General features: G+C 62.9%; 11 protein-coding genes. 7 read left to right on the top strand and 4 right to left on the bottom strand.

The annotated features are described in order from the left end of the window. Nucleotides 1–242 precede the first annotated feature (242 nt). Nucleotides 243–425, bottom strand: a complete 183-nt coding sequence (locus F561_RS29000; protein ID WP_157451963.1) for a hypothetical protein — start codon at nt 423–425, stop codon at nt 243–245. 1,726 nt (nt 426–2,151) lie between these two features. Here F561_RS29000 and F561_RS0117365 point away from each other — a divergent pair. The 7 genes from F561_RS0117365 (at nt 2,152) to F561_RS0117335 (ending at nt 12,893) form a co-directional block, all read left to right on the top strand. Further along, nucleotides 2,152–2,634: a hypothetical protein gene (locus F561_RS0117365; RefSeq protein ID WP_019011239.1), complete on the top strand. Its 483-nt coding sequence runs from the start codon at nt 2,152–2,154 to the stop codon at nt 2,632–2,634. 7 nt (nt 2,635–2,641) lie between these two features. Then, nucleotides 2,642–4,183 carry a hypothetical protein gene (locus tag F561_RS0117360; RefSeq protein WP_019011238.1) on the top strand — a complete coding sequence of 514 codons (1,542 nt, stop codon included), beginning with the start codon at nt 2,642–2,644 and terminating at the stop codon, nt 4,181–4,183. Nucleotides 4,184–4,404: 221 nt separating this feature from the next. Further along, on the top strand, nt 4,405–5,823 hold the full coding sequence (locus F561_RS0117355; protein ID WP_019011237.1) for a hypothetical protein: 1,419 nt from the start codon (nt 4,405–4,407) through the stop codon (nt 5,821–5,823). 117 nt (nt 5,824–5,940) lie between these two features. After that, nucleotides 5,941–7,749 (top strand): DUF11 domain-containing protein, encoded by a 1,809-nt coding sequence (locus tag F561_RS0117350; protein WP_019011236.1) that lies wholly within the window; start codon nt 5,941–5,943, stop codon nt 7,747–7,749. Then, nucleotides 7,746–10,943, top strand: a complete 3,198-nt coding sequence (locus F561_RS0117345) for a hypothetical protein (protein ID WP_019011235.1) — start codon at nt 7,746–7,748, stop codon at nt 10,941–10,943. Before F561_RS0117350 ends, F561_RS0117345 begins: the two co-directional genes overlap by 4 nt. Beyond that, complete coding sequence (locus tag F561_RS0117340; RefSeq protein ID WP_019011234.1) at nt 10,940–12,634, top strand: DUF7933 domain-containing protein; 1,695 nt, start codon at nt 10,940–10,942, stop codon at nt 12,632–12,634. The genes F561_RS0117345 and F561_RS0117340 overlap by 4 nt, the downstream gene beginning before the upstream one ends. A gap of 31 nt (nt 12,635–12,665) precedes the next feature. Then, on the top strand, nt 12,666–12,893 hold the full coding sequence (locus F561_RS0117335; RefSeq protein WP_019011233.1) for a hypothetical protein: 228 nt from the start codon (nt 12,666–12,668) through the stop codon (nt 12,891–12,893). A 433-nt stretch (nt 12,894–13,326) separates the two neighbouring features. Here the strand turns inward: F561_RS0117335 and F561_RS0117330 are convergent, their stop codons facing one another. From F561_RS0117330 to F561_RS0117320, 3 genes are all read right to left on the bottom strand, one after another. After that, nucleotides 13,327–13,533, bottom strand: a complete 207-nt coding sequence (locus F561_RS0117330) for a hypothetical protein (RefSeq protein WP_019011232.1) — start codon at nt 13,531–13,533, stop codon at nt 13,327–13,329. Between the two features lie 293 nt (nt 13,534–13,826). After that, a complete protein-coding gene (locus tag F561_RS0117325) occupies nt 13,827–14,420 on the bottom strand; it encodes a DUF3885 domain-containing protein (RefSeq protein WP_019011231.1) in 594 nt (197 codons plus the stop codon). A gap of 61 nt (nt 14,421–14,481) precedes the next feature. Continuing rightward, nucleotides 14,482–15,786, bottom strand: a complete 1,305-nt coding sequence (locus tag F561_RS0117320; RefSeq protein WP_019011230.1) for a hypothetical protein — start codon at nt 15,784–15,786, stop codon at nt 14,482–14,484. Between the last annotated feature and the right edge of the window lie 572 nt (nt 15,787–16,358).

Below are 16,358 nucleotides of genomic sequence, written 5' to 3'. Positions count from 1 at the left end.
CCGACCTTGGGGGGTCAAAAACCTTAACAGGCTTGATGGCTCGAGGGGGAGTGACAAGCACAGCTTCCCACAGCTCTGCTCAACACACAAAAACCCTCTGGCAAAAAGAAGCACAAAAGCAATAGGGTTTTGCAACAAGAAAATACCGTGTCCATCACAGCCCTCTCGCCTTTGCAAGTGCCTTCCCTTTTGCACGTTTGCTCTTCTCTGAATCCGGCATTGATAGTGCTCAGGTCGAGAGCTCATAGTTTGACGCCCTTGACCTGTGTCCATGAAATCCAGCCATTCTTGTGATCGCGGGCATTGACAATCAGATAGCGCTCTTTCCGAACCGCCTTGATGCGGTGCAGCAGCCACCGCCCTTTAAGCCGAACCAACACAATGATCTCCAGCGATTCATCCGCCTGTACAGGGTGGAGAGTCACTTGCCCTCTATGACGGATGAGCAAGGTCACCAATTGCCCACTGGGCCGGGAGATCGTTTGGTGCCCTTGAGTGAGCTGCTCAGCAATGTGATTAATGGAAGCTCCTCGGAACAGGGGGCGGGCCTCGTATTCCCCCGCTGACACTTGACTGGGTTGAACAAGGAAATGAGGGCGTCCCTGACGTCCCATTCCCCTGTTCTCATACCAAACAGCTCTCTGAACACGGACCAACAGCTTCAGCCCTCCGTCAAGACATCATGGAGGGTCTGCCGTTCCGCTGGAGTCCAATGAGATTGGTAGAGCCCGGCCTCCATGGACAACAGGCAGGACGCTCTATTCTCTGGTCCCCACAAGCGTCGCTTTGCCCGTCTGGTCCACACGCTGGTGAAAGGTGCATCTCATTAGGTGACGCTGATCTGCACCTTGCCGCTCACCTGTGTGATCTGCCCTCACCGGCGAGCTTTTAGTCAGGCCTTCACACTGGAAGTCGCCTCTCCACACAACCCTAACAATAGAAGTTCATGACAGAGTTACCGGCTCAAACCGCGCAAGAAGGAGCAGATGACGCTCAGTGGCGTGAGACTCGTCTGGCTTTACCTGCGGTCCTTGTTCTGGAATGGGCAAAGTTGCATGGACATCCGCGCTCGACCGCGCTCAGGTGGGCGGCAGAGGGCCAACTCGGGGCGTGGCGCAGCATGTCAACGTGGCTGTGCAAACCAGATGCGCCTACCCCTTTGACGCCATCTGTTAATCGACCTCAACGATTAAAGAAGTGAACGGGAGCCGCTGGACTAACAGACTCAGCCTGAGCGTGGAACTGAAACTACACATGGGACTCGCTGTACTCCCAGTTGGTGCGGTCAAGACCCAAAAGCCATTTCCCTGGGAAACACGGGTCAGGAGGAGTGTCAGAAAAACATGCATCGTGAGTTGCTCGTCCCCGAGGCCGCGTTATACGCGTCGTCTTTTAACTCCCACACTGCTGTTCCATGGCATGGGGGGAAATTACGTTTTGGGCAGTGATCATCGCCAAGACAATGTCAATCAGGCGCTGGAAAGTGTCGATACAGAGGCAAGGAACCATACGCCTGAACTGGACGGCAAGTTGGGTCCTGTGGGGACAGGCAGGGGACGGGGTCTGCACATCTCCAAGACTCCCGCCTGTCCAAGTTTCCATCGCAGTCAAGAGCTCAAATTTGCGAAAGTTGCCGCCTGGAGCGACGTAGAACATAAGTGGTCGACCACTGAATTCTGAGCAGGAACGGTCAGCAAGCGTAAGACATAAAAAAAGACTGACTCTCAACTCCACAGTGAGAGTTTTGCGACTGGATGGATATTTAACACAATCTGTAAGCTAGGTGTAAGAAGTTCGACATTAACGTGGTTGAAGTCACTCGACAGTCCAGTGACTTATTGACCTTATGAGATGTCAGCCCGTCATCTGGTGGAAAAACTGTCACCGTAGTTTTTTTATCTACAAAATTCTATAGAGTCAGCTGAAAAGGTATACCGGGCTGAGTGTTAATAAACGCTCCTTGCTTCATTCTTCCAAGTTCGTAATGAACAGTTCCCGCTTAATTCGTTTTCTGCTTAAACATTGAGAGCGATGGAGGGCAAGTCACCTTACCAGGTGGCAAACGCAATGACGACTGTATTCGTACTTTCTGTAAGGCGCAATTAACCGTACAGAATTGCCTCCCTCATAAGCAATGCAAAGGAGTACTTGATGAACCGCCTGACCACCACTCTGCTGATTACCACCCTGAGCATGGCTGCTGCTGCGGCCACCCCCCCCCAGCCGCTGCTGACCATCCGGCAGGTGCTGACCAGCATGGTCGACGGCAAAACCGTGGAGCGCCTCGTGGACGTCAAGAACGCCGCTCCCGGCTCGGTACTCCAGAGCAGCAGCGTCCTGACCATCCCCGAAACTGCCCGCGACGGAGCGCGCTACACCGTCCCTGTGCCTCTCAATACCACCTTCATCGCCGGCAGCGCCAAAGCCAGCCGCAGCGGCGTCGCCATCACCTACGCCTTGAAGGCCACTGGCCCCTTCAGCGCTCAACCGCTGAAGACGGTCACCGTCACCGAGAACGGTCAGAGCGTCACCAAGACCGTGCCTGCCCCCGCCAACGAGTACCGCGCCGTCCGCTACGACTTCGGCACGCTCAAAGGCGCCATCACCATCTCTCAACGCATCCGCGTCAACTGAGGTTTTCATGCGCAAATTTCTTCTCACCGCCCTCCTCGTCTCTGGTCTCGCGTCCGCCGTCGGCACCCCCGTCGGCACGCAGATCAGCAACATTGGCACCCTCGAACTCAGCGACACGGTGGGCGGCACGACCACCACCACGCTGAGCTCCACCCCCGTTGTGATCAACGTGCAGCAGGTCTACAACGTCAGCATCACCCCGGACGGCACCACCGCCGCGCCCGGCCAGACGGTGGGCCTCGCCCCCGGCCAGACCGGCTTCCTGACGTACACCGTGACCAACACCGGCAACGGCACAGATGCCATCAACCTCGCGGCCATCACCGCCAACGCCACCGCGCAGGGCGCCAACATCTTGGGCATCTACCTCGACAACAAAGCCACCGGCACCGTCGGCAGCTACGACGCGGGCGACACCCTCGTGACCAGCCTCACCAACGTCGCCGCCGACGCCTCCAACACCGTGTTCGTGCGTTACAGCATTCCCTCAGGCACCACGGGCGGCAGCGCGGCAGGCAGCGCCCACCAGCTCAACCTCACCGGCACCAGCGTCGGCGACGGCACCAAGACCGACACCAACAACGTCGGCCAGTTCACGGTCGGCAGCGTCATCGACATGACCCTCACCAGCACCCAGAGCAAGACGGTCGCCGCGGGCACCACCGTGACCTTCACCGACGTGCTGACCAACACCGGCAACGTGACCCTGCTGGCCACCGACGTCACCGCCGCTGTGGTCGCCACCGCCACCAACAAGCTCGGCACCACCATCACCAACACCTTCACGACGTCCTACACCGTCACGGGCGGCCAGGGCGGCACGGCCACCGGCACCGATCTGGAAACGGTCCTGAACACGGCCATCGGCACGGGCCTCCTCAGCGGCAGTGCCCTGACCATCACGGTCACGAACACGCCCGCCACCGGCACGACCCCCGCCACCGGCGCGGCGGACGGCGACGTCCTGATCCTGAGCCTGGAAACCTACAGCCCCACCACCGGCGTGACCAACAACGCCCTGCAGGGCGACGCGCAGGGCCGCATCACCAACACCACTACCGTGCAGCGCGGCGTGGGCACCGTCACCAAAAAGCTGGCGCTGTGCACGACCACCACCACCTGCCCGGACTTCAGCGCGGCCGGAACCACCACCATCAACGCCAAACCCGGCGATTACGTCGTGTACTACCTTGAAGCCCTCAACACTGGCACGGGCAGCCTGTACAACATCCGCCTGAGCGACGCCTTGCCCGCCAACTTTGTCCCCGTGCGGATCGGCGCCTCCACCACGGCGGCGGCGGCCACTGCCCTGCGCTTCAGCACCAACGGCACCACCTGGAACAACGACGTCACCACGCTCGGCACCCTGACGGGCGGCACCTCCAGACTGTACGTGGCCGTGGAGAACGGCGGCACCGCCACCACCATCGACAGCAGCGACACCTTCAACGCGGGCAACTCCCTGCGCCTGCGGATCGTCGGGTACGTCCGCAAGGACGCCGTGACGGGCGGCACGGTCACGCGCGAAGACATCGGCATCAACAACTGAGTCTGACCGTGTAAGAGATCTGTCAGGCCAATTGAACGATCTGATACTTTTTGCGCTTCAGCCCCAGCTTGCCGTCCCCAAGCCTTGCCCGGACCCTCCCAGACTCCCCTTGCAGGTGCAGGTCTTGTAAGGAAGTGTTGGGAATCCGGGCTCTACCATGAACACCAGATGAAGAAGAGGGCAGCGTCCCCGTTCTTCTTACTACAGCCCCAGGAGATCCAATGAAGAAACTGTTTATCAGCACTATCCTTGCCCTGAGCAGCGCTGCCTTCGCCGCAGGCACCCCTTCCGGCAGCACCATCAGCAACACCGGTTTGTTCGAATTCACGGAAGCCAACGGGACCAGCACCCCCATCCCCACCACGCCCGTCGACATCACGGTCGCTTCCGTCTACCAACCCAGCATCACTCCTGACGGCACGGTCGCCAACCCCGGCCAGACCGCCATGGCCCGCCCCGGCGAAACCGCCACGCTGGTCTACCAGGTCACCAACAGCGGCAACGCCACCGACACCATCAACCTGACCGTCACCAATGCCCAGGGCGGCGCGCCTCTGGCTGCCAGCATCTACCTGGACAACAACAACGACGGCGTCGTTAACGCCGGCGACACCCTGGTTACCAGCCTGGTCGGCCTGAACGCCGACGAAACCCGTCAGGTCCTGGTGCAGTACACCGTGCCTGCCAATACCACCGGCGGCGCGAGCACCTATGTCAACCTGACCGGCACCAGCGCGGGCAACACCGCCTCGGTCGACAACAACAACGTCGGCGAGATCGCCGCCCGAAACATCCTGCGCTTCACCCTCGCCAGCGACAACACCGTCACGGCGGCCCCCGGCGTCACGACCATCATCACCCACACGCTGACCAACACCGGCAACACCACCCTCTCCGCCGCCACCCTGGTGTTTGATGCCACCGCACCTGTGGGTTACGCCGTCTCCTACACGGTCACCAACAGCTCCACCGGCCAGAGCTCCACCAGCACCGTGCTGCAGACCGCCGTCACCGCCACCGGCGACCTGGACGCCGGCGACACCTACAGCATCAAAATCTCCTACACGCCCGCCGCTAACACGCCCGACGGCGTCACGATCGTGCACTCCATCGCCGGCTACATCAACTTCACGGACACCGTGGGCACCGACAACCAGGTCGAGTTCAGCCAGGTCCGCTCCAACACCGACACCCTGAACGTCAAGCGCGGCGTGGCGAGCGTCGGCAAAGTGGCTGACAACTGCGGCGACGACGCCACCTGCGCCGACCCCCTGAAAGTCATCCTCAACACCCCCAACGCCAAGCCCGGCGACTACGTGCGCTACACGGTTTCGGTCCTCAACACCGGCACGGCCGGCCTGGCGTTCCCCACCCTGCGCGATTACGTGCCCCAGTTCACGAGCTTCGCCAGCGTGACCGGCAGCACCAGCCAGAGCGGCGCGAAAGTCGTGTTCAGCAGCGACCGCACCAACTGGAACATCGCCGCCCCCACTACCCTGGCCACCACGACCAACCCCGCCAACGGCCCCTTCGTGTTCGTGGGCCTGGACGGCGCGGATGCTGGCGACAGTGTCACGACCGCTGACGAACTGGCCCCCGGCGAGAGCATGAAGCTCGTCATCATCGTCAAAGTCAACTAAACCCCACCCCCCCCTCGAATGACAAGGCAGGGAAGGCGTCCCCACGTCCCCCTGCCTTCATTCTCGGAACCCAACCTTTCACCGCTGCCCGCCCGCCAGCGCCCCTCTGGAGTCTCCATGAAACGACAGGCCTCCCTCTGCCTCCTCAGTGCCTTGATGATCTCCGCCGGAACGCCGGCAGGCGTGGTCATCGAGAACACCGCAGTCTACGAGGATGACCTGATCCGCATCCCCAGCAACACCGTCCGCGTCACGGTCACGCCTGTCTGCGCCGCCGACCTCGCCCCCACGCTCACGGAACGCTCCGTCCAACCCGGCGACACGGTCACCACGCCGTTCGTCCTGACCAACACCGGCAACAGCACGCAGACCTACCCCGTGACCCTGGGCACCAACGACCTCGGCGCACAGGTGGTTGCGGACCTGAACGGCAACGGCCTGCCCGACGACGCTGCCACCAGCAGCGTCACGCTCGACCCCGACGGCCGCGTCACCCTGCTCGTCACCGCCACCGCCCAAACCTCCGGCCTGCACACGGTCACGCTGACCACCGGCTGCGAAGGGAACCTCACGGCCACCCTGAAACTTAACAGCCGCCACATCGCGCCGCTGATCACCAAGACGGTGCTCGGCGACAACACCATTGAAGAGAACGCCACCGTGCAGTACCGCATTACTGTCACGAACCCCGAGCGCGTTGCCATGCCTGACGTCGTCATCGAGGACGAACTGAACATGGCCCTCGAGTTCGTCGAGGTCAACCCCGAATCTAGTGTGAGCGTCTCTGCCATTGACGGTGGACGCACCCTGTTGCGCTGGCGCACCGACCTGGCCGCCAGCGAAAGCAAATCGTACGTCCTGACCGCCCGCATTCGCCGGGGCATTCCCGACGACACCGAAGTCACCAACACCGCCAACGCCACCAACGAAGGCGGCACCGCCATCAGCACCCCGCCCGCCATCATCCGTGTGTTCACCAGCCGGATCCTGGTCAGCAAAGCCGTCGAGCCCGTGCTCGTGGATCCCGGTGGACAGGTCACCTACACCGTGACCGTATTCAACCCGTCCACCACCACCATCACCGACACCGTCATGATCGACACCCCCGACCCGGTGCTGAGCGTGGACCTGAACAGCGTCACGGTGGGCGGCAAACCCATGCCCGCCACGCTTGAGGGCCAGACCCTGCGCGTGCCCCTGGGCAGCCTGAACAGCAACACGGGCGTGACCGTCCGCTACACCGCCCGGGTGCCGCTGCAGGCGGCGGGCCGTCCGGTGGTCAACTCCGTGGTCGCGTCCGCGCGCGGCCGTCAGGGCACCGTGATCGCCACCATCGTCAGCAATCTGGCCGCCGCCAACGTCGTCATGCGCCCCAAGCTCAGCGCGTCGGGCAACGACCTGGTCGGCCGCGTCTACGTGGACCGCAACCGCAACCAACGCTTTGAACAGGGAACAGACACGCCCCTCCAGAACGCCCGCGTCCTGCTGGCCGGAGGCCGCGAGGTCACCACCGACAGCAACGGGTTGTACGCCTTTGCCAATGTGCCCAGCGGCATGCACGCCGTGCGGCTCGATCCGCAGAGCGTGCCGTACAAGCAGGCCGTCAATGCCGACAGTCTGCACGGCGCGTTCGAGGCGGGCAGCGCCGTCGTTCAGGTCAATGCCCTGACCGTGCAGGACTTTCCCCTGCTGCCGAACGTGGCGGGCGTGAGCCTTACGTCCCGCTGGACCGGGCCGAACACCACCGTGGCGTTCACGGCCGCGCCCGACATCATCTTGACCGCCGCCAACCGCAGTGACCGGGCCGTGTGCTTGCTGATCGGCAGCCAACGCGTGAACCTGAACCCCCGGCAAACCCTGAGCACACCGCTGCTGCCGTCCGGCCAGCCCACCGCTCCCACTCCCCAAGAGGTCACCTGCCCATGAACCGCAACACCGCTTTCCTGCTCGGTGCCCTGCTGCTCAGCGGCGCAGGTGCCCAGGACGCCGCGCCGGTGTCCACGCCTCCAGCCGACACGAGCGCCGCGCCAGCGACCGACCTTCCCGTCACCCAGAACATCCTGGCACTGACCCCCGCCGTGCTGACAATCGACCTGCCGGAACGCGTGCAGGAAGTCCTGATCAGCTTGCCTGCCGCCAGCCTGGCCGAACCGACCCTGAGGATCAACGGCACCGATGTCAGCGGCACGGCCCAGGATACGCAGGTTCTCTTCCGGGTCCGCACCCCGGCACGCGTCCTGAACATCACCTTCACCGGCCAGGTCTCCAGTGCGGCAGACATCGGCGTGGCCGTGCTGTACGACACCCAGCTCACCGAAACCCTGAGCGGCACCCTGAAATTCAAGGCCAGCGGCGCCCTGACCGCAGAATCCAGCCTGACCCGTGAGGGCGTCATCCGCACGCCGGTCAGCGGCAACGTCCAGCGCGGACGCTCCAGCACCAACGTCACCACCGTCAGTGGTCTGGACGAACCCTTCACCCTGCTCGTTAACGGCGCAGCGGTGCCCGATACCCTGGTCGGCCGCCGCGTGGACGACCCGAACACCAACTTGACCACCCGGGAGTTCATCGGCGTGCCGCTGCAACCCGGACGCAACGTCCTGACCGCCGTCACACCCGCTGGGGAAGATGAGGTCACCCTGCAGGTGGCCGGTCCCGCCGCTGGCGTGCAGATCACGGAGCAGCAGTTGATTGCCGACGGCTTCTCGCCCCTGAGCCTGACGCTGGACGTCACCGACGTGGACGGCCGTCCCACCGTCCTACCGACGATTACCGTCGAAGACGCGGGTCGCCTGACCCTCGCTACGCCGGATGCCGATCCCAGCCAGGCCGGACACCAGATCGCGGCCGTGAACGGCGTGGCGACGCTGCGCTTCGCGCCCCAGAGCACGCCACTGACCACCGTTCTCAAGCTGGACGTCAACAACCACGCCGTGACCCTGCCCGTGAACGTTCAGCCTGCCCGCAAGCGGACCGTGATTGCGATGGCCAGCGCCACGGTCAGCGGCCTAGGCAGCGAATATGAGGTCAGCGGCGCCCTACGCGCCACCGTCGAAGCGCCCATCCTGGATGGGCAACTCACCGTGCATGCCGACAGCGGCGGTGCCCACACCGACACGCCTGCCGAAACGCGCAATCCGTCTCTGGGAGACCGCAGCCGTGAGTCCCGCCCGCTGGAAGCCGACGGCCCCATCGCCGCCCGCTTCGATCATCCCAGCCTGACCGCCACCTACACGCGCAACGCTGCCGTGGATCCCGTCTTCGGCCAAGCTGACAGCGGCGACGCTCTGAACGTCATCACCACCGGCGACACCCGGGTCAGCGCGTATGTCGCGCCGTTCGCGGGCAACAGTCAGGACTTCGACGTGCCGTTGACCGGCACCCGCTTGGCCCGGTTGCCCGCACAACTGGATCCAGGCCGCGCACAGCTGTTCCTCCGCACCACCACAGACGGCGTCACGACCACCGTGGAACTGGTTTCCGGCCGGGATTACGCCATTGACGAGACCGGCCTGATCACCTTCAACCGCCCCCTGCTGAACAATCCAGACCTCAACGTCAGCGTGCAGCTGATCGCGCGCGGTCCCGTGCAGAGCGGCGTGCTGACGCCGGGCGCTCAGCTGGCCGTGACCCGGCAGTTTCAGACGGGCGAGGCTGCCAGCAGCCTGAGTGCTGGTGTTCACGCGGACGCTCAGGGCCTGACGTACGGCGTACGCTACCTGGCTGTGGATACCCGCGGTTCAGGCACCTACAACGTCGATGCCCGCGCAGCCGTCAGTGGAACGGGCTCGCAGGCGCAGGTCATCGCTCGGGGCAAGCAGGACCAGACCAGCTGGGCCGTGACCGGGCAACATGAAACAGCAGGCTACGCTGGACAGGGCGCCATCAGCACCGCCGGTCAAACCCTGACGGCGAGCGTGCAGCGTCCCCTGAATGACCGCTTTGGTGTGCGGGCCGAAACGCGCCTGCGCAACGACGCCCAGGGATTCGGTGGACGCGTGTCGGCAGAAGGGGTCTACAGCCCCAACGACCAGAGTCAGTACAGTGCAGGCCTGTTCACCGGATTCGGAACGCTGGACGGTACGGGGGTCAGTGGCTCAGCGCGCTGGAAGGCGGGGCCCTGGAGCACGGTACTGACCGCTCAGCAGCAACTGACGTCGCCCACTGGCAGCTACAGCGCCCAGGTGACCCGGCGTGTCCCGCTCCCGGAGCGGCTGGGCACCAGCTCGGAACTGGCGTTCGGCGTCAAGGCCACCGCCACGCTCGCCAGCGGCGCGTTCAGCTACCGCGCTGGCGCGGTCATCAACGGACGCAGTGGCCCGTACACTGCCAGCCTGGAGTACGGCCTGCCCACCACCCCCGACAGTGTCGGCGAGATTCGTGGCAGCGTGCAGGCCACCTTCCCGGTGACCCAGAACCTGAACGTTGGCGGCGCGCTGCTGGTCACGCCCGACACGCAGTCGCTCAGTGCTGACGCCCGCTATACCACACCTGCGACGGTGGCCACGCTGGGTGCTGACCTCACGCACGCGGAAGACAACGGATTCAGCAGCTCGGTGAAGTTCTCCGTGTCGCACACATTGCGCGCCGATCAGACTCCCTTCGGCGTGACCGCCGATGGCCTGAGCACCTTCAGCGCCAAGGGCAGCGGTCACCGGTACAGCGCGGGCCTGACCTACCGGGGTGAGGACTGGAACACCGCGGCGTACCTGCGCTACCGCGCGGGCCTGCTGACCAGCACCCTGACCGGGCAGGAACTTACGGGCGAACTCAACAGCACGTACCACACGCCCCGCTGGCAGACCCGCTTTGGGCTCGCTGCACAGGCCCGGCCCAACGACGCCCAGAGCCTGACGCTTCAAGGCCTCTTCGCTTCCCGTTACTGGCTCACCGAAAACGCTGCTGTGGGGGTCGCCTACCGCGGGCTCTACGCACCGGCCCAGCAGAGCTTTGCCCATTCGTTCGGCGTCGAAGGCACCTATAAGGTGTACGATACCGCCGCCGTGAGTTTGGGGTACAACTTCGGCGGCTTTGATTCACTGACCGCCGAACCGACCCGCAGTGGCCTGTATGTCCGGCTCGACGTGCTGCTGGATGACACCAGGAGGAACACCCGATGAGCCGCTTTTCCTTCCGCACGCCGCTCCGCCTGGCTGGGCTCGTTGCCCTGGCCCTTGGCAGCCACGCTGCTGCACAGGCCGCAGGTACCTCTGGCTGCACCGCGCTGTACGCCCTGGCCGGCGGCAACATCACCTACGTCAGCCCCGCTGGGCAATCGTCACTCGTTGTTGCCAGCGGCGGCACCACCGTCAACGGCGCAGCGCTCGATCCAGTGTCCGGCAACGTCTATTTGATCGACCGTAGCAACACTGGAACCACGCCGGCCCAGAATGACCTGAAAGTGCTGAACACCGACACCGGCGTGGTGACGACCGTGGGAGCGATCACACTGCCTACCGGCAACCCACAGGTGGTCGGTGCAAGCTTTGACAATACCCCCGGGAACTCACGCCTGTTCCTGCTGTACAGCAACTACACCCTTCAGGAAATCGACGAGGCGACAGGGACGGTCGTCCGGAACAACATCGCCATCACCCTTCCAGCCACCTACAACAATCAGGCCATGACGAAATCTACAGCCACCTCGGGTGACATGGTCTTTGACGGCGCCACGGGCAACCTCTATGCGGTTCTCAACGGCGTCGTGAACAGCAACGACAACCCGTACATCATGAATCTGGGAACGTTGCCAGGTACCGGCACTGCCGTCACGGCGACAAACCCCGTCCAGATGACCTTCAACGGACCGCTCGTCCGCTCCACCGTCAACGGCATCGCCATCAACCCGGTCCCTAATCCTGACGTCGTCTACGTCACAACCTCTGCGACGACTGCGACTGGAAACGCGGGTTCAACCCCCGCTGGCATCTTCACCGTCGACCTGGCAACCGGGGTACTGACCAACCTCAACGGCAACGGCACGGGCTACACCGACCTGTCGGACTGTGCCGTTGCCCCAGCACCGCCCACGGTCACCAAAGCCTTCGGCGCCAGCACCATCCGCATGACCACCACTGCAGTTCCGACCACCACGACGCTGACCATTACCATCAGCAACACCAATCCCGGGGCCTACTTCACCACAGCGCCCATCGTCGATACCCTCCCGTCAGGTGTCGTCATCGCGCCCAACCCGGGCCTCTCGACCACTTGCGTCCTTTCCAACAGCACCACGGCCACACCGGTCGCCGCTGTCCCCAGCGCGACCGCCGGGGGAACAACGGTGACCCTTCCGAAAGACGTGCGGATTCCCGGGCCTGGAAGCTGCACCGTGACCGTGTCCGTGACCGGCACGACCCGTGGTCTGAAGACCAACGTCATCCCCGCCAACACCGTCAGTACCACTGCCGGGTCGCCGACCACCGACGCCACTGCGACGTTGACGGTCAACGGCGTCGAGGCAACCATCAGAAAAACACAGAGTGTCCCTGGCGGGACGGGCGCAACGAGCCCACTGAACCGCAAGCCCGGCGAAGAAATCGAATACTGCATCACGGCCACCCATAAGGGAGCGCTTTACCCCGACGCCACCGCCGCGGCGATCAAAGACACGCTCGCCAATACTCTGGAATTCGTTCCCAACCGCTACAACGGCGCAACCCAGGACGTCCAGCTGATTCGCGGCACCGCCGCCCCCACGTTTTTCAAGTACGCCACAACCGTGACAGGGCAAACCCTGAGCCTCAGCATCATGCCGTTTAACGCCGCGAACCCCACCGCCCAGGTGTGCTTTTACGCCCGCGTACGGTAAGCATAAATCTTTTAGGAGTTCTGTTTATACAATGAAGGCCGCCTGGGAGCACCGTGCTTCTGCGCGGCTTTCATTTTTCCCTTTCCCCTGGAGACCTCTGCGTGCCTGCCTTGGCGCCACCGAGGCTGAGGCTCCAGCGGATGTGGCCCGGCTGCTCAAAGACCGCAATCTGACCGCCGTACGCATCAACGCCACCAAGGCCAAAGCCCGGGGCAGCCGCGTCTGGAGTGCCCCCCGAAAACTGGACGATCTGAAGTAGAGACGAAAGCTCGCCACCCCAGCCATCAGCCAGCGTTGAAGGGATCTCAAATTGGCGCGGTGAGCTCGAAACGTGGCTGCGCTGTGCTTCGAGCCTTTCAGAAACATGGAGGGGCAAAGGCGCGTAGATTCGGGCCTTCCCTTGGTGAAACCCCTAGGCGCTTCCCAGAGGTGTACCGAGGTGTGCCTTGCCCTGTGCAACAGTCAGGGTAACGTCAAAATCTCTGAAAACCGGTGCTCACGCTCATCTTTTGGATCCTTTCGTACTTCCGCCTCTTAGGACTCTATTGATTGTTGCATTCATCTGGGAAATAGAGGGGTAAAGGCGTCTGACACGTGTTGAGACGATGTTGGCGACTGTTGCGTCCTCCCTGCTGAGGGGCCGGTTTCCCTGTCACTTTGACGCCGATCCATGGCTAGGAGGAGCGACCAACTCAGGTAGGTTCTTTAGCTGGCAGCGGTACGGCGTCTGTTCGGCGGTAGAGACCACAGAGGTGTTCACGGTCGCCCGTGCGCAGGTTGAAGAGGGCGGCGACGGGTTGGCCGTCGGCAGGTTGCCGGCCTTCCAGCTTGAGGGCCTCAATAGTAACGAGGTCAGGGGGATGGGTGTGGTGGTAGCTGGGAATCTTGTCTTTGGGCATCCAGGTCGTGCTCCGTCCGCTGGAGCCGAGGCGGGGGCGGGGACACCGTCTCCCTCAGGGGACAGGGGCAGGCCAACGCTGAGGAAAGTGGGAGCTGGGGTGGTGATGCATCCGTTGGTTATTCCCAAGTATTAGCGCCGGGCTCATGGCATGCTGAAGGTTTGAGGCTGCTGAGAGCCTCCATTTGGCACAGTGCTGAGCCAGGCCGGAGCTCACCCCAGACTGGGAATACCCGTCCAGCAGTGTTGGCGAGCACGCCTTCAACACGTCGATGCCAGTGGAACCCTGCCGTCCTAACGTCCAGCAAAGAACTCTTGCATCCGTTGCAGGTCGTACTCGAGTAACCAAGGGCCAAATTCGGTGTACAACTCAGAGAGCACTTGGACGCCTGGTCCGATCACATCCAAGCCACGGTCGTCATACGGATGAAGCAACACGCCGCGAATCGGATCCGCCAAATACAGCTGCCCGAAGAGCCGAGGCCGCACACCAAGTTCCTGAGCAAGGACGCCCCATAACAGTCTGGGCACGACGTCCTGTTCGACCTCAAAGGCGACCAGTGAGCTTTCTGAACCGTCAGAGCCGCTGTCGGGTGGGATGGTTGCCCTTTCCCAAAGGGCAGGAAGAGCCACACCACATGAGCGAGCCGCCCGGAGCATGGCAGCGTGTTTCTTGATGCCGGAGCAAGCCAAAACAACCGTGACTTGTGGGGACGTTCTGAAAGCGGCCGTGGCGAGCTGCCGAGCACGGTCGTAGGCTTGAGAAAATTGATCGACTGGGACATCTCCGCCCGACAGCTCAAACCGTAACGCCGGGGAGTGGCTGTAGAACAAGGCGTGTCCGAGAGCGGCTGCCCCGAAGAGCTCGTTGATCTGGTGCAGGGACATGGAAGGACAGTCTAGTGATCCGAGAACGGATGCACTGGCCAACGTTGATGTTGAAGTCGTGCTAGGCGGCGCGGGCTTTGGGCCTCACCCCTACCCTTGAGGGTGAAATCTGACGCAGGGCCTCCAGCAAGCCACAGTTCCGCAGTTCGTTCACCACCAATGCACCGGGGCGCAGAACCGAGCGGTTGCGCATGGATTCGTCGTGTTTAATGTCGTGCAGGACGCGGGAGAGGATCAGTGCAATGTCATCGCTCCAGTCCTGGCCCTGATCGAAGGCCCGCAACACTTGCCACGTTAGCCACAGCCAGAAGCGCACGTTCTGATGGTCTTCAAAGGCCACTGCCAATTGCTGGGCCAAGGCTTCCACCGCTGCGCCCCGTTCGCGGCGGGACAGGCTGGTCAGCAAGGGCAGGGTATAGATGGCGTCTCTGCCGCTCCCGAGGCCGCGTGAAACAGTCAGAGTAACGTCAAAGTTCTCAAAGAACGGGGCCAACGCCCATCTTTTCAATTCTTCTTTGCTCACTGCCTTCAGACCGTCTAATGATTGTTGCACGACCTGCTTTTTCCGGACTGGGGGCGGATTTTCGGCCCGGGTCTTCGCGGCGTTGGCGGTGGCCGCGGCCCGGCCTCTGAGGGGCTTCTCTCCACGCTTGCGTGCCGCCTCACGGTCTTTGGCCCTCGCAGCAGCTCGTAGTCGCTCTTCGGCCTTCTTGTCGGCTTTGGCTTCGCGCTGCGCTTTCTCCAACGCTTGCTGCGCTTCGGTGCGGGTGGCACTGTAGGCCGTGCGGCCCTTGCGGGCGTCGGCATCCAGATCCCGCCACTGGAAAGCCAGATCATCTTTGGTCACCCGCACATGGGGGGCTTTGCCAGCCATCACCAGAGCCGGAGCGAGGCTGATGGCCCAGATCTTGCCGCTGATGGCCGTCGCCCCTCTGAGGGTGTCGTAATGGTCGCGATTGGCCAGAATGCCCGCCTCAATGAGGGGCTTGAGGTTCCGCCAGATCGTGATGCGCGAGACCTCCAGATGGGAGGCCAACAGTTCGACCGGCAGGTGGAAGACAGCCACATCCGGGCGGGTGGGCAAGTTCCGTGCCCGCACCGTTTCGAGCCCCAACTCGAAGAGGGTCTGGAAGATGCTCCGGGCCGTGGCCGGGCACTCGGCTTCCCTGAGGCAGGCCGTGAGGGTCTCGAGAATAGTGAAGGACAGTGCTACCCGGGGTGCAGGCGGCTGAGTGAAATTGCTGCGGGTGGTGTGGACTGCAGGGGTGTGGTGAACCGGACTGGGAATCGGAGCGGGCAACAGCGGGCGAAAGGTTGGCGCGGTCTGCGGCTGAGACTGCTCGGCTTTCGGCGTGATGCGGATCAATGCCTCTTTGAAGGGTCCTTCTGTTCCCGAGGCCTCTACGCGGGTGAACAGAGACGGCCCAGCGTTCAGTGGGGAGAGCCTACGCGGAAGGGTTTTGGCTTGTGTGGGCGCGGGTGGAGAGACTGGCGCCGCAGACTGAGGCTTGGGGTTGAGCGGAGCGTCTTGGGGACAGGGTAGGGGAGCAGGGCTGTCCCGATGCGGCCCCTGCAAAGTGTCTTGTGCTTTAGCCAGGAAATAAAGGGTGGTTGGGGTGACCGCGTCAAGCGGTCGATCATATTCAGACATGAGGGTTCCCTTCTTGCAACACAGGGGGGTGACCCGGTACACTGCCTTTATCTTCGTTAGGCACATACCGAACTTCTCGCTCTGAACTCCCGCCGGCTAGCGGGGGTTCTTCACTTGTGGATTGGTCGAACGCGTTGGGATGGGTGGGTGTAGACCTCCTGAGAGTTCATCATAGTATTTTTGTTCACCGTGTGCCGAGCAACGTAGCCGCGCGCTATGACATACAGCTTGGGAAGATCGCCTCTCCCCAAGTCGATGGTGCCCCTGCATTGGGTTTTGGCTGCGAG

Source organism: Deinococcus aquatilis DSM 23025, assembly GCF_000378445.1.
Taxonomy (GTDB): Bacteria; Deinococcota; Deinococci; order Deinococcales; family Deinococcaceae; genus Deinococcus; species Deinococcus aquatilis.
Note: the sequence above shows the minus strand (reverse complement) of the source record. Positions and strands in the feature narration are given on the sequence as shown.

Bases quoted from the DNA above. Each gene is read 5' to 3' on its own strand.
- F561_RS0117360 (WP_019011238.1), top strand. From the start codon at position 2,642: ATGCGCAAATTTCTTCTCACCGCCCTCCTCGTCTCTGGTCTCGCGTCC.
- F561_RS0117345 (WP_019011235.1), top strand. From the start codon at position 7,746: ATGAACCGCAACACCGCTTTCCTGCTCGGTGCCCTGCTGCTCAGCGGC.
- F561_RS0117365 (WP_019011239.1), top strand. From the start codon at position 2,152: ATGAACCGCCTGACCACCACTCTGCTGATTACCACCCTGAGCATGGCT.
- F561_RS0117325 (WP_019011231.1), bottom strand. From the start codon at position 14,420: ATGTCCCTGCACCAGATCAACGAGCTCTTCGGGGCAGCCGCTCTCGGA.
- F561_RS0117340 (WP_019011234.1), top strand. From the start codon at position 10,940: ATGAGCCGCTTTTCCTTCCGCACGCCGCTCCGCCTGGCTGGGCTCGTT.
- F561_RS0117335 (WP_019011233.1), top strand. From the start codon at position 12,666: ATGAAGGCCGCCTGGGAGCACCGTGCTTCTGCGCGGCTTTCATTTTTC.
- F561_RS0117355 (WP_019011237.1), top strand. From the start codon at position 4,405: ATGAAGAAACTGTTTATCAGCACTATCCTTGCCCTGAGCAGCGCTGCC.
- F561_RS0117350 (WP_019011236.1), top strand. From the start codon at position 5,941: ATGAAACGACAGGCCTCCCTCTGCCTCCTCAGTGCCTTGATGATCTCC.
- F561_RS0117330 (WP_019011232.1), bottom strand. From the start codon at position 13,533: ATGCCCAAAGACAAGATTCCCAGCTACCACCACACCCATCCCCCTGAC.